Origin of the sequence: Chitinophaga sp. 22620 (genome assembly GCF_052044405.1) — a bacterium.
Classification (GTDB): Bacteria; Bacteroidota; Bacteroidia; order Chitinophagales; family Chitinophagaceae; genus Chitinophaga.
This window is the reverse complement of the sequence record NZ_JBQEMV010000001.1, coordinates 199,853-217,339: the sequence shown is the minus strand read 5'-3', so window position 1 is coordinate 217,339 and position 17,487 is coordinate 199,853. Positions and strand designations below refer to the sequence as shown.

Annotated in this window: 15 protein-coding genes; 4 read left to right on the top strand and 11 right to left on the bottom strand. The window is 52.5% G+C overall.

The genetic code is table 11. The annotated features are described in order from the left end of the window. Window positions 1–22 precede the first annotated feature (22 nt). Both ACTJIK_RS00910 and ACTJIK_RS00905 read right to left on the bottom strand, forming a co-directional pair. On the bottom strand, window positions 23–3,154 hold the full coding sequence (locus ACTJIK_RS00910; RefSeq protein ID WP_440644368.1) for an efflux RND transporter permease subunit: 3,132 nt from the start codon (window positions 3,152–3,154) through the stop codon (window positions 23–25). Window positions 3,155–3,204: 50 nt separating this feature from the next. Further along, window positions 3,205–4,305: an efflux RND transporter periplasmic adaptor subunit gene (locus ACTJIK_RS00905; protein WP_440644367.1), complete on the bottom strand. Its 1,101-nt coding sequence runs from the start codon at window positions 4,303–4,305 to the stop codon at window positions 3,205–3,207. Between the two features lie 505 nt (window positions 4,306–4,810). Here ACTJIK_RS00905 and ACTJIK_RS00900 point away from each other — a divergent pair. The 3 genes from ACTJIK_RS00900 to rnc are packed head-to-tail and all read left to right on the top strand — an operon-like array spanning window position 4,811 to window position 7,056. Beyond that, on the top strand, window positions 4,811–5,047 hold the full coding sequence (locus ACTJIK_RS00900) for an acyl carrier protein (protein ID WP_012788038.1): 237 nt from the start codon (window positions 4,811–4,813) through the stop codon (window positions 5,045–5,047). Between the two features lie 22 nt (window positions 5,048–5,069). Then, the gene (gene fabF, locus ACTJIK_RS00895) at window positions 5,070–6,323 is read left to right on the top strand and encodes a beta-ketoacyl-ACP synthase II (protein WP_440644365.1); all 1,254 of its coding nucleotides are present in this window, start codon (window positions 5,070–5,072) and stop codon (window positions 6,321–6,323) included. Between the two features lie 4 nt (window positions 6,324–6,327). Further along, the gene (gene rnc, locus ACTJIK_RS00890) at window positions 6,328–7,056 is read left to right on the top strand and encodes a ribonuclease III (protein ID WP_440644364.1); all 729 of its coding nucleotides are present in this window, start codon (window positions 6,328–6,330) and stop codon (window positions 7,054–7,056) included. A gap of 44 nt (window positions 7,057–7,100) precedes the next feature. Here the strand turns inward: rnc and ACTJIK_RS00885 are convergent, their stop codons facing one another. The 4 genes from ACTJIK_RS00885 to ACTJIK_RS00870 all read right to left on the bottom strand — a co-directional run bounded on the left by ACTJIK_RS00885 (window position 7,101) and on the right by ACTJIK_RS00870 (window position 11,448). Next, window positions 7,101–7,709 (bottom strand): GyrI-like domain-containing protein, encoded by a 609-nt coding sequence (locus tag ACTJIK_RS00885; RefSeq protein ID WP_440644363.1) that lies wholly within the window; start codon window positions 7,707–7,709, stop codon window positions 7,101–7,103. Between the two features lie 47 nt (window positions 7,710–7,756). Next, the gene (locus ACTJIK_RS00880; RefSeq protein ID WP_440644362.1) at window positions 7,757–8,719 is read right to left on the bottom strand and encodes a helix-turn-helix transcriptional regulator; all 963 of its coding nucleotides are present in this window, start codon (window positions 8,717–8,719) and stop codon (window positions 7,757–7,759) included. A gap of 281 nt (window positions 8,720–9,000) precedes the next feature. Further along, window positions 9,001–10,035 carry a cytochrome d ubiquinol oxidase subunit II gene (gene cydB, locus ACTJIK_RS00875; protein ID WP_440644361.1) on the bottom strand — a complete coding sequence of 345 codons (1,035 nt, stop codon included), beginning with the start codon at window positions 10,033–10,035 and terminating at the stop codon, window positions 9,001–9,003. A gap of 15 nt (window positions 10,036–10,050) precedes the next feature. Next, window positions 10,051–11,448: a cytochrome ubiquinol oxidase subunit I gene (locus ACTJIK_RS00870; RefSeq protein WP_440644360.1), complete on the bottom strand. Its 1,398-nt coding sequence runs from the start codon at window positions 11,446–11,448 to the stop codon at window positions 10,051–10,053. A 641-nt stretch (window positions 11,449–12,089) separates the two neighbouring features. Here ACTJIK_RS00870 and ACTJIK_RS00865 point away from each other — a divergent pair. After that, window positions 12,090–14,141 carry an ATP-binding protein gene (locus ACTJIK_RS00865; protein WP_440644359.1) on the top strand — a complete coding sequence of 684 codons (2,052 nt, stop codon included), beginning with the start codon at window positions 12,090–12,092 and terminating at the stop codon, window positions 14,139–14,141. On the opposite strand, the gene ACTJIK_RS00860 is transcribed toward ACTJIK_RS00865, so the two are convergent. Genes ACTJIK_RS00860 through ACTJIK_RS00840 form a run of 5 tightly spaced genes read right to left on the bottom strand, consistent with a single transcriptional unit; the run spans window position 14,136 to window position 17,328 of the window. Beyond that, on the bottom strand, window positions 14,136–14,885 hold the full coding sequence (locus ACTJIK_RS00860; RefSeq protein WP_440644358.1) for an SOS response-associated peptidase: 750 nt from the start codon (window positions 14,883–14,885) through the stop codon (window positions 14,136–14,138). The two genes, ACTJIK_RS00865 and ACTJIK_RS00860, sit on opposite strands and share 6 nt — an antisense overlap. A 4-nt stretch (window positions 14,886–14,889) precedes the next feature. Next, the gene (locus ACTJIK_RS00855; RefSeq protein ID WP_440644357.1) at window positions 14,890–15,378 is read right to left on the bottom strand and encodes a hypothetical protein; all 489 of its coding nucleotides are present in this window, start codon (window positions 15,376–15,378) and stop codon (window positions 14,890–14,892) included. A gap of 4 nt (window positions 15,379–15,382) precedes the next feature. Beyond that, window positions 15,383–16,642 carry a Y-family DNA polymerase gene (locus ACTJIK_RS00850; RefSeq protein WP_440644356.1) on the bottom strand — a complete coding sequence of 420 codons (1,260 nt, stop codon included), beginning with the start codon at window positions 16,640–16,642 and terminating at the stop codon, window positions 15,383–15,385. Between the two features lie 43 nt (window positions 16,643–16,685). Then, complete coding sequence (locus ACTJIK_RS00845; protein ID WP_440644355.1) at window positions 16,686–16,901, bottom strand: hypothetical protein; 216 nt, start codon at window positions 16,899–16,901, stop codon at window positions 16,686–16,688. A 58-nt stretch (window positions 16,902–16,959) separates the two neighbouring features. Beyond that, window positions 16,960–17,328, bottom strand: coding sequence for a response regulator transcription factor (locus ACTJIK_RS00840; RefSeq protein WP_440644354.1), 369 nt, complete (start codon window positions 17,326–17,328; stop codon window positions 16,960–16,962). Between the last annotated feature and the right edge of the window lie 159 nt (window positions 17,329–17,487).

Below are 17,487 nucleotides of genomic sequence, written 5' to 3'. Positions count from 1 at the left end.
CCGTTGCCGGGAGCGATGATTCTTATGCGTGCGATACAGCGGCTGCTGCTTCGGGAGATTCCTGTTCTGCTGTTTCTTCGTCGGATCCGCTGATCTTTCCTCTGCGGCTCAGGTATGTATAGATCGCGGGGATCACGTACAGCGTGAGCACGAGGGAGAACATGATACCGCCCACAATTACGATACCAAGCGGTATGCGGCTGGTAGAGGCCGCGCCGAGGCTCATGGCGATCGGCAGCGCGCCCAGCGCCATCGCGAGGCTCGTCATCAGGATCGGGCGGAGGCGCATCACGGAGCCGTCCACCGCGGCCCGCATTTTCTGCTTGCCTGCGTCGCGCATGTGGTTGGCGAATTCCACGATCAGGATGCCGTTCTTCGTTACAAGCCCTATCAGCATGATCACCCCGATCTGGGAGAAGATGTTCCAGGTTTGCCCGAACAGCTTGAGCGACAGGAATGCGCCGGCGAACGCCATGGGTACGGTGAGCATGATGATGAAGGGATCCACCCAGCTTTCGAACTGCGCGGCCAGTACGAGATAAATGAGCACCAGAGCGAGCAGGAGGGCGAACATGGTATTGGAGCCGCTCTCCGCATAGTCGCGGCTGGAGCCGCTGAGCGCGGTGGCAAACGATTCGTCTATCACGCCTTCTTTCTGGAGTTTCGCATAAATGGCATTCATCGCGTCTATACCGTCGCCGATGGTTTTGCCCGGGGCAAGACCGGCGGAGATGGTGGCGGATTTCATACGGTTGAAGTGATAAATAACCGGCGGGCTGGTCTCTTCCTGGATGCTCACCAGGTTGTCCAGCTGGATGGCTTCACCACGGGTATTGCGCACATAAATGCTTTGCAGGTCTATCGGGTCGTCGCGGTCTGCGCGGAACACCTGGCCCATTACCTGGTATTGTTTGCCGTTGCGGATGAAATAACCGAAGCGGCGGTTGCTCAATGCCAGCTGGAGGGTGGAGGAAATGTCGGCCACTGAAACGCCCAGCTCGCTTGCTTTTGCGCGGTTAATAGAAATGCGCAGCTCGGGTTTGTTGAACTTCAGGTCCACGTCCACTCCCTGGAATACAGGGTTGGCGGAAGCTTCGTCCATAAACTTCGGTATCACGGCGGCGAGCTTTTCGAAGTTCACGTTTTGCAATACGAAGGCTACGGGAAGACCGCCGCGGCGGCCCACCTGGATGGTTTGCTGCTCGATGGCGAATACCTTGCCCTGCGGGAAGCGGTACATGTTTCGGTTCACCATGTTCACGATATCTTTCTGCGAACGGGTCCTGTCATGAGGTTCGGGCAGCGTCACGAAAGAAAAGGCGGTGTTCACCGAGCCTGCGCCGGAGAAGCCGGGCGCTGTCACGGAAAGGATCACTTTCTTTTCCGGGATGGAATCGATCATGAAGTCTACAAGGCTGGTCACGTATTTGTCCATAGCGTCGTAGGAAGTGCCTTCCGGCGCTGTAACGGAAAGGCGGAACGTGCTGCGGTCTTCCACCGGCGCCAGTTCAGATTGCAGGTTGCTGAACAGGAAGTAGATCATGACCAGGCAGCCCGCGATCACCACGAATGCCATCCAGCGTACTTTCATGAACGCTTCCAGCGAACGTTTGTAACCGTTCTCGAGGCCGCTGAAGAAAGGTTCTGTTTTTTCGTAGAACCAGGAATGTTTATGTGTTTTACGCGCGAGCTTAACGTTCAGTACAGGCGTGAGCGTGAGCGACACAAATGCGGAGATCAGCACGGCGCCCGCCACCACGATACCGAATTCCCGGAACAGGCTTCCCACGAAGCCCTGGAGGAAGATGATGGGAAGGAATACGAATGCCAGTGTGATGGAAGTGGCGATCACCGCGAAGAAGATCTCTTCCGAGCCTTCTTTGGCGGCGCGCATTTTGGGCATGCCCGCTTCGATCTTTTTATAGATGTTCTCCGTTACCACGATACCGTCGTCCACCACCAGCCCCGTTGCCAGTACGATGGCCAGCAGGGTGAGGATGTTGATAGTGAAGCCGCAGACGTACATGATGAAGAACGCGCCGATCAGCGAAACGGGAATGTCCACGATCGGGCGGAGGGCCATGAGCCAGTCGCGGAAGAAGAGGTATACGATCAGGATCACAAGCACCAGTGCGATAACAAGCGTTTCCTGCACTTCAAGGATACTCTTCTTGATGAATGCGGTATTGTCCATCGCAATGTTCAGCGTGTAATCGTCGGGCACTTCCTTCTTCAGGTCTTCATATCTTTTATAGAATTCTTCTGAAATGGCCACGTAGTTGGAGCCCGGCTGCGGAATGAGCGCCAGCGCGATCTGCGGGATATTGGATTCCTTCAGCTGCGTTTCTTCGTTCTCGGGGCCCAGCACTGCCTGGCCAACGTCGCGGAGGTGTATCTCTGCGCCGTTCACGGTTTTGATGATCAGGTTGTTGAATTCCTCTTCCGTATCGAGGCGGCCAAAGGTACGTACGGTCAGTTCCGTGGCGTTGCCGGCGATCTTACCGGAAGGCAACTCCACGTTCTCCCGGGCCAGCGCATCCTGCACGTCGCCGGGTGTAAGGCTGTAGGCGGAAAGGCGCGAAGGGTCGAGCCAGATACGCATGGCGTATTTCTTTTCACCCCATACCTGGATGGCGGAAACGCCGGGAATGGTCTGCAGCCTTTCCAGGAGCACGTTGGTCGCATATTCCGTGATCTCCAGCTGGTTGTGCGTGTTGCTCTGCACGGTCATGGAGATGATGGCATCGGAGTTGGCGTCTGCTTTAGACACAACGGGCGGGGCTTCCAGGTCTTGCGGGAGGTTCCGCTGCGCCTGGCTCACTTTGTCGCGCACGTCGTTGGTGGCTGCTTCCAGGTCTTCGCCGAGCTCGAACTCCACGGTGATGTTGCTGCTGCCCTGGCTGCTGAGAGAGGATATATTTTTAATACCGGCTACGCCGTTGATGGCTTTTTCCAGTACTTCGGTGATCTGTGTTTCAATGATGTCTGAATTCGCGCCGGGGTAGGAGGCGCGCACGTTCACAACGGGCGGGTCGATCGCGGGGAAGTCGCGCACGCCCAGGAAAGTAAAGCCCACGAGACCGAAGATCACTATGATGATGTTCATCACAATGGCTAGTACCGGCCGTTTGAGGGACATGGAAGGTAAACTCATGATAATATCTGTTAGCGTTAATCAATGATCGTTGCACATAGTCAACGCACTTACTGCACCTTGTTATATTTGAACGGCATACCCGGTTTAAGCTGCAATATACCGGTGGTGATCACGGTGTCGCCTACCTGTATTCCGTCGGTTATCTGCACATTATTTTCATTCCGGACGCCGGTTTCCACGTTCACGAACCGGGCCTTCCCGCTGTCTGCCACGATCACCTGCTTGAAGCGGGTGCCGGGTATTACAGCCTGAGACGGGATCATGATGGCATTCGGATTGTCTTTCAGCTGAATGGTCGTTTTGGCGAAAGAGCCCGGGAACAGCCTGCCGGTGGGATTGGGCACGACGGCGCGGATCTTCACGCTGCGGGTGGCCAGGTCTATCTTTGGATCTATAGCATAAATGCTGCCGCGGTATTTAACGGTGTCGCCAGCTACGGTAAAGGTAACGGGGTCGCCTTTACGGATGGCGTTCTTATACTTCTCTGGAGATGCAAAATCGATTTTCAGTGGGTCCAGCTGTTGGAGGGTGGTCATGATAGTGGTAGAGCCCACGATGGCGCCTTCGCTTACATTGCGCAGGCCGAGGGTGCCGCTGAAGGGAGCCCTGATCTCCGTTTTTTGCAGCTGGGCGCGGTTGTATTCGATATCCGCTGAATAGGCGCTCACCTGGTTGCTGGTCACATCCACATCCTGCTGGCTGATACCGTTGATCTTCAACAGCTGTTGCTGACGGGTGAGCGTGGTTTTGGCCAACTGCTGTTGCAGCTCCAGCTTGCGTATCTGGGCGAGGATGTCGCCATCGTATAATTTAATGAGGAGGGTGCCTTTGCTTACTTTGGCTCCTTCTTTAAAGAATATTTTAGTGATGCGGCCGGTGATCTCCGGTTTGAGTTCCACTTCTTCGTTGCTTTGGAGGGTACCGCTGGCTTCGATGTTCTCGTCCAGCTTGATGGGCGTTACGACGTATGCATCTACGAGGATGGGCCTTCCGGCTCCGCCGCCCCTGCCTGCTCCTGCTGTTGCGCCACCGCGGGGGGCTTCGGGTTCTTTAGGATTGTTGCTTTTCGCCGCCAGCTTATAGATAAAGAAGCCGGCTACTGCCAATACGAGGAATAACAGAACGATTCTAGTGGTCTTATTTCGCATGTTTCAAATGAGTATAATAGTTTAACTGTTGCCGGAATACCGTGTCTGAAGCCAGTGTTCGCCCCGGGTTAAGTTATGGTGGGCCCGTTACCGCAAGTTACGGGATTTCATAACCGGACAAATATAATAGTTGGACGTTAAGCCGTTGGCGATCCGGTTTTAAATGTGGTTAAGTGGTGGTATAAAAGGTTGAATGGTCAACTTATATGTCATAACACATAAATGGCATATAATGGCTGAAGAGGGTGTGGTGTTTGGTGTATATAGTATATATAATGGCGTAAAGGGGAGTAAAAGGAGGAGGTAAAACGTAAAAAGACATGAGCGTTTTCGTGCATATGGAATCCGCTGGAACCTGCCAAGGGCGTGTTAAACGCGGGAATTGCAGTGGTGCCGGGCGTGTTAGTAAATTGGAAATTCTGGGTTAAAATTGACTGATATCCTTGGCAATTGAATAAAAATTATATTTTTGCAGTCAAGTTTTAAACCAAAAACACTTAAAATTATGTCAGACATTGCATCAAGAGTTAAAAAGATCATTATTGACAAATTAGGCGTTGACGAGGCCGAGGTAACTCCTGAAGCCAGCTTCACCAACGACTTAGGCGCTGACTCTTTGGATACGGTAGAACTGATCATGGAATTCGAAAAAGAATTCAACATCTCCATTCCTGACGAACAAGCAGAAACTATCACCACTGTTGGCCAGGCAGTAGCTTACCTGGAAGAACACGTAAAATAATCCAACAACCAGAACTGTTTTAATGCAACCAAGACGAGTAGTCGTTACAGGTTTAGGCGCGCTGACACCGCTCGGCAATTCCGTTGATGCCTTTTGGCAGGGATTGGCGAACGGTGTATCCGGCGCTGATTATATCAAGCAGTTTGATGCTTCCAAATTCAAAACCCGCTTTGCCTGCGAGCTGAAAGACTTCGATGCTTCCAATTATATGGACAGGAAGGACGCCCGCAAGATGGACCCTTTCACACAAACAGCCGTGATTGCAGCCGACCAGGCTGTGGCAGATGCCAAGATCGACCGGAATTCTGTGGATGTGGACCGGGTGGGTGTTATCTGGGGCACAGGTGTTGGCGGGATGATCAACTTTACCAACGAGTTAAAGGAATTTCACGCCGGGGACGGTACACCCCGGTTCAGTCCTTTCCTGATCACCCGCCTGATCCTGGATATAGCCGCAGGGCATATATCCATGCGTCATGGTTTCAGAGGCCCTAACTTTTCGGTAGTGTCGGCTTGCGCCTCCGCTACCAACGCCATCATAGAAGCCATGTATACTATCCGCTACGGTAAGGCGGACATCATCATTACCGGCGGATCGGAAAACATCATCAATGAACCCTGTGTGGGCGGATTTAACGCCATGAAGGCATTGAGCGAGCGGAACGATGATCCGAAAACCGCTTCCAGGCCGTTTGACCTGGACCGCGATGGTTTTGTAATGGGCGAGGGCGCCGGCGCTTTGGTGCTGGAAAGCTACGAACATGCCATGGCCCGTGGTGCAAAGATCTATGTTGAGCTCGCCGGCGGCGGCGCTACAGCGGACGCACACCACATCACCGCACCCCACCCCGAGGGGCTGGGCGCGCTGAACGTGATGAAAGCAGCCCTGAAAGATGCCAACCTCCATGCGGAAGACATAGATTATATCAACGTTCACGGGACCTCTACCCCCCTTGGAGACATTGCGGAGGTAAAGGCCATTCAGCAAGTATTCGGTGAAGCTGCATACAAACTGAATATCAGCTCCACCAAATCCATGACCGGGCATCTGCTCGGAGCGGCCGGTGCTGTGGAGAGCATTACCATTATCAAAAGTATTTTGGAAGGCCTCGTGCCCCCCACCATCAACCACTTCACTGACGATCCCCAACTGGATGCCAGGTTGAACTTTACCTTTAACGTAGCACAAAAAAGACAAGTAAGAGCAGCCCTCAGCAATACCTTCGGGTTCGGCGGGCATAATGCTTCGGTTATTTTCAAAACATTTGTTCCTTGACTGTGTGAAAATACTTCCAGGTTTCTTATATAAGATCATCTACGGGAAAAGACGCCTGTACAAAGACCTTTACAATTTACTCGGATTCCATCCGGGTAACCTGGCCTTGTACGAGGTAGCCCTTAGCCACCGCTCCAGCAAAGAGAAATTCCTCGAAAGCAACGAGCGGCTGGAGTACCTCGGCGATGCCATCCTGGGAGCTATCATCGGTGATTACCTCTTCAAAAAATACCCCTACAAAACGGAAGGTTATCTCACCGAGATGCGTTCCAAGATCGTGAACCGCCAGCAGCTCAACGATATAGCCATCAAAATGGGCCTGCGCAAACTCACCATCTACGACAAATACAATTCCTTCCTCAAGATCAGCCAGATCTTCGGCAATACCCTGGAAGCCCTGGTGGGCGCCGTTTACCTGGACCGCGGTTACAACCAGACCAAACAGTTCGTCCACAAACGCATCCTAGTTCCTTACATCGACCTGGAGGCGCTCGAAACCGTGGAAATGAACCACAAGAACAAGCTCTACGGCTGGGCCAACAAAAACGGCAAAACGCTGGAGTTTGAGCTCATCGAAGAGCAAATGGACAATGGCCGCCGCATTTTCACCGTGGGCGCCATGCTCAACGGCGAGCTGATATGCACCGGCAAGGCCTTCAATAAAAAAGACGCCAGCCAGATCGCAGCCTCCCAGGCCATCGAACTGCTGGGCATCGGCGGGGACGACAAATAAAACAGCTTCAAATTCCCTTCAACATTTACAGGTAGCTTTGATGTCTAGATCTTTGAAGATTTTACATCGAGCCTGATGATCGTTTTCAGCTTTTCCGCAGCAGTTTTGCCCGGGTCGCTGAGATAGATCTCATGATGCGCGCCGCTTACTTCCAGGTTGTGCTGGCGGATATAATCATCCAGCTTTTCAATGGTGGCTGCTTCGGCGCTGTGGGGACCGGTATGCAGTATCTGCACGGCCAGCGCGGCGGGCTGGTTTTCCCATTGCAGTTCATGGAGGTGGGCAGGGTTTTTATTCGCTGCCAACGCTACCGCCTGTTTGAAATCATTCCTGGTTACAAATGGCGGCATCTGGATCTGCAGCTTCCAATGCCATTCGCCGCGGGGGCTGTTGCTTACCGGTTCGCCGCTTTCGGTCCACCAGAGGCCTTCCAGCGCGGCCACTTTAAAATCCATGCCCTGGAATTTGTTGATCTTTTTGATGTTGTATGCCACGGCATACAGCGCTTTGATCTTCGCTTTGAACCGGCCGGCATCAGGATCGCCCCCGCCTTCCACGAAAATGTAGTTGGCAGCGGCAACGGTGATCAGTTCGGGAGTGACTTTGGCGCGGTAGTATTGTTTTAGTTCTTTGGAAAGGATCGTCTTTTGCATATACATCGGTTTATGCAAAAGAACACCGGGGTTGTGACAGCCTTATGTCAGCAGCTGTAATGTTCGCTGAGCAATTTGATCTGTTTGCGCGTGATGTCCTTCAGGCTTTCCGGTTCCAGCACAGTGGCGCCGTTGCCCAGCATCAGCAGCCAGCGCGCGAAGTACTCCAGCTGCTGGTACATGAAATGCATTTCGACGTATTGCTCTTCATTTTTTTCATGCACTACGCCGAAATAATACTTCTGCTCGCGGAGGTATCGGGCAACGTCGTAGGAAAAGCGCGCTTTTATCAGCACCGGCTGTTCGTGCTCAGCTTTGAATTCCCGGGTAATGTACTGCTGAAGGCTCATGCGTTTGCTTTTGTCGAACTGCTGATCCGTCAGGTGGAGGTTCTTGATCCGGTCCGCCCTGAAGTCGCGGTAATCGTTGCGCAGGCGGCAATACCCGATCAGGTGCCAGCTGCTGTGCATGTGAAAGATGCCGATGGGCTCAATTTCGCGGCGGCTCACGGAATCGCTGTGATAGGAATAATATTCCATAGACAGCACGCGCTGCCGGGCCACACCGTCTTGTATATCGCTGAGGAAGCGGTTGGGGAACTGGTCTTCGGTAGACACCCGCGGGCTGCGCAGCACGGCGATATTATCGTCCAGCGATTCGAGGAAATCTTTGTCGCTGCCGCGAAGCACCGCCCGGATCTTTTGCATGGCATTGCTGAACTGCTGATGATTGGAACGGTCGCTGTGCTTTTCCATGAGTTTTTCACCGGTAAGCAATGCAGCGGCTTCCGTACGGTTGAACATAACAGGGGGCAGATGATATCCGTCCACGATGTAATAGCCGGTGCCGGCTTCGGAACCAATGGGCACGCCGGCTTCCATGAGCGCCTTCACATCGCGGTACACGGTGCGGAGGCTCAGGTTGTAGCGGTCGGCTATTTCCTGGGCCTTGACGATCTTTTTTCCCTGGAGTTGTACAAGTATGGCAGTCAGGCGGTCTATACGGTTCATGCTTCAAATTTACATTTTCCCGGATGTCCGGGAAACCCCGGGTATTTTTTTGACGTATTTAAACCAAAGACTTTCCGGATGGTCAAATGGTATGACGCAGAAAAACATGTTTCAACGCACATGTTTTATTTGATAAGGACGTCTAACCAATAGCAACAAACATGAAATCAAGATATTTCTATAATACTAGTTGCTGTTACAGCATATAGTTAGGTTAAATGGTAAAGCCCTGATAATTCCTTATCGGGGCTTCTTTTTGCTTCTTAATCAAGGTGTTGGGCCTAATAGCTCATTTCATTCAGCTTCACTTTACCCCTGAAGGTCCAGAAAACGAATATGGTGTAGGAAATTACCAGCGGCGTGCCGATCGCGGCCATCAAAAGCATGATCCTCAACGATTTGGGAGATGATGCGGCCTCGTAAATGCTGATGCTGTAAGCCGGGTTGGTAGTGGAAATAACAATATTGGGATAAAGCCCGATGGCGAACAGGATCAGCAGTATGGCGGTGATGCAGCTGGAGAAAACGAAGGCGGTGAAGTATTTGCGGCTGTCGATATTCCTTTTGATGTTCAGTACCGTCAGCACAGCCAGCAGCGGCAGGCCGAACAACCATGGGTTTTGCTTGAATTCATCCGTCATATGCGGGATATAGATGAGGGTGGACATGCTGGCGAGAATGAAGCAGAGGATAAAGAATTTACTGCAGTTGTTCACCAGCACGGTCAGTTTTGCATAGAGGCGGTTCTCTGTTTTCATGACAAGATAAATTGAGCCATGCAGCATGAACAGCGAAAGGGTGGTGAAGGCGATGAGGATGGCGTAAGGGTTGAAGAAAGTGAGCAGGTCGCCCGTGAATTCATGCTTCGCGTTGATGGGAATGCCATGGATGAGGTTGCCCAGCACCAGCCCCAACAGCAGCGTGATGAGCGTGCTGGAAGCCATATAGCTGATGTCCCACATCTTCCGCCACCAGGCCATCGGCTCCTTGCTCCTGAATTCTATCGAGATGGCGCGGAAAATGAGCGCCACGAGGAACAGCATAAAAGGAATGTAAAAAATAGACAGGATAGTGCCGTACACCAGCGGGAAGCCTGCAAACAGGGCGCCCCCGGCAATCACCAGCCACACTTCATTCCCGTCCCACACCGGCCCGATGGCATTGAGCGCGATGCGCCTGCTTTCCTCCTTGTTAAAAAAAAGATGAAGGCTTCCCGCCCCCAGGTCGAACCCGTCCAGCACGCCATAGCCGGTAATAAGCCCGCCTATCACGAGAAACCACAGGGTGGGGAGGTCTAATCCAAGAATTGTTTCCATAATTTGATCGTTTTATCAGGAATGTTCAGGCGCCTGCAGCTGTTTGATATTACGTTTAGAAAATTCGTCGCTTTCTTCTTCTTCATTGGGCGTCATGGCCGGCCCGTGCTGAATCTTCTTGTTCAGCAGGTACAGGAACAATATAAAAAGAAGGGTATACACCAACGTAAAAAGCACCAGCGAAAACACGACCTGGTTGGCTTTCACGTCCTTGCTCAATGCGTCGGAGGTACGGAGGAGGCCATACACCACCCAGGGCTGGCGGCCTACTTCCGCGGCGTACCAGCCTGCCTGGTTGGCGATCTGCGGCAACAGTACCGCCCAAACGAAGATGGTCATGAGCCACCGCTGGTTGAACAATTTTTTCTTCCAGAGCAGGAATGCCGCCAGCAACGTAAGCCCGATGAGCGTAACGCCGATGGCCACCATGAGGTGATAGGTCTGGAAAACAAAGTTCACCGCCCCGGGCCGCTGGTTTTCCGGGAAAGCGTTCAGGCCGGTAACGGGAGCGGAGAAGCTGCCGTGCGTGAGAAAGGAAAGCCCGCCGGGGATGCGGATGCCGGCGGTTTTCCCGGAAGCTTTGTCCACCCAGCCAACGATGTACATATCTGCTACGGCCGAGCTGTCGAAGTGGCCTTCCATGGCCGCGAGCTTGGCGGGCTGGTATTCGCTTACATATTCCGCGGAGCGGTGCCCGGTGAACAGCTGCGCCAGTGCGCTGATGGCGGCAACGGTCAACCCCACTTTGAACATCGCTTTTGCGGGCGTAACGAATCTGTTTTTCAGGATATACCAGGCGGCTACGCTCATTACGAGGAAGGAGCCCGCCAGGAAAGCGCCTATCAGCACATGCGACAAACGGTCCACCGAGGATGGGTTGAACACCATTTCCCAGAAGTCCGTGATAACGGCCCGCGCTTCCAGCCCTTCTCCTTCAATTACATACCCCGTGGGCGTTTGCTGCCAGGAGTTGGCCACTACGATCCATATTGCCGAGAAGATAGAGCCAAGCGCGACCATGAGGGTGGAGAAGAAGTGAACGCCTTTGCTTACGCGGTTCCAGCCGAAGATCAGTATGCCGAGGAAGCCTGATTCCAGCGCGAAGGCAAAAATGCCTTCCGCGGCCAGCGCGCTGCCGAACACATCGCCCACATAGCGGGAATAAGTGGCCCAGTTGGTGCCGAATTCAAATTCCATAACAATGCCGGTAGCCACGCCGATGCCGAATATGAGCGCGAAGATCTTGATCCAGAACCGGGTGATGTCTTCGTACATCTTGATGCCCGTGCGCAGGTACATGCCTTCCATGATCACGAGGCATACGCCCAGCCCGATGCTCAGCGGGGGATAGATGTAATGGAAGGCTATAGTGAAGGCAAATTGTATGCGGGAGAGGATTTCTACAGAGGGCATGATATGGAGTTTATATCGCAAAAGTAGCCTGCCTGGCGGTGGTTTGTGCTGACAACCGTCATAGCAGGAACCTGACGTTGATCAATTTAAGAAACAACCGGCGGAAAGGAAAGGTTTTTCAAAAATGATGGTCAAGGCGGGGAAAGCTATCCTGCTGCAACAGCTTTTCTTAATAACAAGCTTTTAACACTTCCTCCACGGACGGGAATATACCTTTGGTTTGTCATTGGAGGTCAATTACGTTTGTAACGAGCTTTCAATGAGTTAAATTGGAGCGTATTTAACAGGTCTGGGGTTCTCCCCGGACCTGTTCCTTTACGGCAATCCTGACTTTCATTAACGACCAATTAACAATTCTTCACGTTTTGTGTGGTTAATTTCGGCCCGGGACCGGAAAACTTGTATACCAGTAAGTTCAAATATAAATTGGAGAGTAAATTTCCTGGCCCGATCTTCATCGGGCTAGTCCTTTTTGGGTAAACCTTTTTTGTTAATCAGTTGTTGTTGATTAAGTGGTACTTAGTCAGACAAATCAATTTAAATTATTGAAAACCAAAATAATATCAACCAAAAACTGTTTCAGAAGATTGTTGACAGACTGTGAAAAAAGCTGTAACTTCTGACGGGCAATTTAGCACTACATGATCAGCCAATGGTTCAATATCATTAAAAAAACAGGGCTTTCCTCGGATATGAAAGACGGCGACGGCCGCAAGATCATGGTCGTCAATTCCTTCAGCTTCCTGACAGCCCTGTTGTGTACCTTTTGCGGGGTATCGCTATCCCTTATGTCCGGCGACTATACTATTCTTTACACCGCCATCGGATTTGTAGCCGGCTTCCTCTCTATCCTCTGGCTCAACCATCATAAAAAATATTCTTCTGCCAAGTTCGGCCTCATGTTCGTGTTCTGCATGGTGATGCTGTATTATGGCGTTACTTTCGGGGAAAGCACACAGGTGCATTTCCTGGGGCTGTTCCTTATTGGCGTGCCGCTGCTGATCTGCTCACACCAAGAAAAGGAACTGAAATTCATTTGCCTCTCCCTCATCCTCACCTGCCTGGTGCTGCTGGAAACCAATTATTATTTTATGGTGATAGAGCCGATGGAAATGAGCCGGGACCTTACTTTCATGTTCCGCTGGCTGATCATGTCCATCGTGCTACTGCTGAACGGGATCGTGATCAGTTTTTACCAGATCAACATCAGCGGGCTGGTGAAGCGCCTGAACAAACGGAACGATTCCCTGAAAAAGAAGAACGAGCTGGTGGTGACCAAAGAAGCGGAACTGGCTGCCGCCTATACGAAACTGGAAAATTACAACGCCAAGCTGGAAACAGAAGTGCGCAACCGCACCACGCAGCTGCGTAAAAGCAATATTGCGCTGGAAGATATGCTGTTAAACCTCAGGACCAGCAACAGCCAGCTCCGCGACCAGGATCAGCAGCTGAAGGGATACGTGGCCGAACTGGAATCGCTCAAGCAGGACCTGATGAGGGCCCGCGACGAAGCTGAGCATGCCAATGCCGCCAAATCGGCGTTCCTCCGCGAGATCAGCCATGAGATACGCAACCCGCTGAATGCCATCATCGGCATCAGTTTCCTGATGCTCCACGAGCCGGCCAACCGCAACAAGATCCCGCGCAGCATCCTGCATATGATCGATAACATACACAACAGCAGCCACAGTCTGCTGGACATTATCAATAACGTGCTGGAACTGGCAAGGATAGAAGCGGGGAAAACCGACGAGCTGCGTCCCGAACCTTTCGTGCTCCGTGAATGGATCCGCAGCGTGGTGAATATTTACCAGGATGCCGCAAAAGTAAAAGGCGTGCAGCTGCAGCTGCAGGTAGATCACAAGCTGCCCGGCGAAGTGGTGGGAGACAGGCTGCATCTTACGCAGATACTCAATAACCTGCTGGGCAATGCGCTCAAATTCACGCCTTCCGGCAAAAAGGTAACACTGCATATTTACCCGCAGGAGCCCGCGCAGTGGTGCATCCGCGTGGCGGATGAAGGCGTGGGCATACCGAAGGAAAAACAGAAACTGATCTTCCAGCCCTACGAGCAGGCGGATGAAACCATTCACCAGAACTTCGGCGGCACCGGCCTCGGCCTTACTATTTCACGGCGCATTACCGAACTGATGGGCGGCGATATCGAAGTTTGGAGCGAACCCGGCCAGGGCTCCGCTTTTACGGTTACCCTGCCGCTGGTGGAGCAGGCTTCCGCCAGGCCCGAAGAGCAATCCCGCGACGAACGCAAGGAATACGCCGCTTTCCCCGCAGAAAGAAGGGTGTTGCTGATGGAAGACAGCGAGATCAATCAAATGATCATGGAGCGTTTCTTCTCGCACCTGGGTATTTCACTGCATATTGCGAACAACGGCGAGGAAGGCCTGGAAATGGCGCATACCTGCCGTCCTGACCTGATCATCATGGATATGCATATGCCCAAGCTCAGCGGCAACGAAGTGATCCGCTTCCTCCGTGAAGACCCCGAGCTGCGGCACATTCCCGTGATCGCCATTTCGGCGGACGCGTTCCGCGAGCAGCAGAAAGAAGCGCTGGATGCGGGCGTGAACGAATACCTGATCAAGCCGGTAGAGTTCGACCGGCTGTATTCCGTGATGGATAAATACCTCAGCAAAGAAACGCCATACCCGCTCAGGATCATCAAGGCGTCATAATGCGGGCAGGTCCGCATATTCCACTTTCTCAATCACTCCTTCATCATCAGGCTTCGCCTTGCGTACGGAATTTACTGTCCAGTAAGCCATTTCATCCGAAGGAAGGGAATAGCTGAGAATGCGCCGGATGCCTTCGTCCGAAAGGTCCGGCCGGAGCCATTCCTGTTCATATTCCACCGGCAATATCAGCGGCATGCGGCCGGCATTATCGCCGCCGTTGTGAATGCGGCTCATAATGTCGTTGGCATCGCGGGTGAGCACGGTGAAAGTGCCGGGCAGCTCGCCGGTTTCAGGGTTGGGCAGATGCGAATAGGCGTATAGCCCTGCAATGAAAAACATATCTCGGTTCTTCAGCCGGATATAATAAGGCACTTTGTTTTTCCATCCCGGGATCTCCCGGTGTTCAAAAAAGCCTGTAGCCGGTACCAGGCAACGGTTTGAACGGATGCGGCTCCAGTACGCTTTTGTATCCAGCACTTTTTCCGAACGGGCGTTCACCATCCACTTCCGGCCTTTTTTGATCTCTTCCGGCGTTTTCATATAATTCGGTATCACGCCCCATTCGAACTTCATCAGCTTCAGCGTGCCCTTATCATTCACCACCACCGGCCATTTGGGATAAGCCTGCGCTACTTTGTGAAAGGTCGGTTCAAAGGACATATCCAGGTTGCCCATGTCTTTAAGCTCAGGGAGATAATCAAACACCGATTGGATGGTGGCGGAAAAGGCAAGGTCGTAGCACATCGCGTTATATTTTTTCTATTTCGGAAAGGGGGATCTTAAAATCATCATCCTTCAGATGCCGCTTCAAATTAATAAAAAGTTCTCCAAAGCGGATGGACAGTTCGGCAGATAAGCTTACCCTCCCGTCCGGACTGCTGCCGTGCAGCCGCATGTAGCGCCTGAGGGCCGCAGCGAAGGAATGGCCGGGCTTCCATTCCCTGTCTTTTAGCAACGCGATATAAACGCAGTAGCCCTCGGGCTGGCTGGCCGCATGATACAATTTTTCCCTGTCGCCGGGATGGTATATGCTGTAGATATACCGCCGCGGGTCAGCAATAATGGCGTTGTAATGAAGGTTCGCTTCGCCCGCGCTTTTGTAAGGCGTGATCAGCAGCGATTCCTTGATGTTCTTGAACATGCCTCTGGGGTAGGACTGACGTACAAAGTATACATGTCCCGCCTGGATGAGCCCATCCAGCACCATGGCACGTAAAATGGAAAGCGGGTTGTGCATATGGTTATGTTTTACAATGAAGAATTTCAGTGAGCCGCGTGGTATAACATTTAGAAAGCCGGTCGCGCTTTATTTTACCTTTTTCCCCCTTGCCCTGCACCGCGAATTTTACGACCTGCTTGCCGTGAAAATGTTGATGGATGCCGTCCAGCGCTTTCATGAGCTTTGCTTCGCGCGCATGGTCCTTTTCCGAAAATAAATTCTGTTGCACGCTGGTTTCCGGCACCAGGTCCAGCACCAGGGCGCCAACCTTTTTATAATTATACCCGGGGCGGTAGATACGGTCCAGCGCATCCATGGCGAAATGTATCAGGGTGGGTGTGCTGTTGGTGGGAACGGGCAGGTGCAGGGTGATGGAGCGGTGATATTGTTTGTCCTGCGTGCGGAAGTAATTGGTGGACAGGAAAACCTGTATAGCGGCTGCGCAGCTTTGCTGCCTGCGGAGTTTCTGCGCGCAGATCGCTGTGTAATTGGCCAGCGTTTCGCGCAGGTCGTTCTTCTCCGTCAATATCTGCCCGAAAGAGCGGGCCACGCAGATGGCTTTTTTGGGCGGCTCGGCTTCCTGCATGGGTATGCTGGGGGTGCCGCGCAATTCAAGCACCAGGCGAAGGCCTGTGACGGTCATTTCTTTCCTTATCCAGTCGTCCGGCGCGCGGGAAAGCTCCAGCGCCGTATGAAATCCTTTTTTGTGCAGCTTATCCGCATACTGGGCGCCAATGCCCCATATATCTTCCACGGCGGTGGCGGCCATCACTTCGCGGATGCCGTCTTCCGTATCCATGACCCATACGCCTGCGCGGCGGTGGTGCTTTTTGGCATACCGGTTTGCCATTTTGGCGAGCGTTTTGGTGGGGGCAACGCCTACGGATACCGGCAGGCCGACTTCGTCGAAAACATGTTTACGTATGGCGGCCGCAATGCCCGGGAGGTCTTTCATGCCCGAAAGGTCCAGGAAAGCCTCGTCTATACTATACACTTCCATGTCAGGGGAATAATGGGCGAGTATCCGCATTACGCGGTTGCTGAGGCTGCCATAAAGGGTATAATTCGAAGAGAACATGACGACGTTGTGCGCTTTCAGTGTTTTTTCGATGGTAAAGGCGGGGTCGCCCATGGCGATGCCGAGGGCCTTGGCTTCTTCGGAGCGGGCTACCACGCAGCCGTCGTTATTGCTCAGCACTACCACGGGCCGGCGGAGAAACCGGGGGTGGAAGAGCCGTTCGCAGCTGACATAGAAATTGTTACAGTCAACAAGGGCGATCATAATGCTATTATTATTAGCAAATCTAGCTAAAAATATTGGCATTTCAACCAAAGTGCTGTACAATTGCAGCGGCAAGCTGCTCTACCAGCGCGGCATCCACGGGTTCGCCGGTAGTGATGGCGCGTAGGTTGTCTTCCTCGTCCAGTTCAAAGGAAATGCGGCTTCCCGGCGCATCGATGTGAAAGGAAACGGTGTAGCCCTTTACGTAAGGCGTAACCTCGTAAAGCTGGCCGTTGACGGAAACGGAAAAAGGGTCCATATGGCGAAGATCGCTAAAAATAAAAAACGCAGGCCCGGAAAACCAGGCCTGCCAACAATCAAAGCGCCAGCAGGCGCTTGATCGTGCCGGTTAACTCGAATGGGCAGAAAGGCCGGGTTACAGTTTCATCCGCATCGAAGCCGAACCAGCTTTCCACCGTGCCGGTCAGGAATGCTGCGGGGACAATTGCCAGGATGGAGAAAGGCTTCTGCGACCGTTGATGGCGCAGCGCTTCCGCCAGTTCCTGCAGGTGCGGAAATGGCAGCTTAAGATCTGCAATGACAAGATCATAATCATACATGCGAAGCAAAAGAGTAGCTTCTTTTCCGTTATAGGCCAGGTCTGCATCGTATCCCTCTTTCTGTATGATCAGTTCTATCACATGAATCATCAGCAGATCATCCACAATTACCAAAATCCTTTTCATATCAAAAAACATGGTTGTTCCACGCAGCATAAAGGGCATAGCTCTTCCGGCCGGGGTTCCGGCTTCACCTTATGCTGCTAAAATGGATGCTTGAATAATTTGAGACGCGTATACAGGTATACTACTTGTTCTTTCAATGGCCAGGCCACAGGTGTCAGG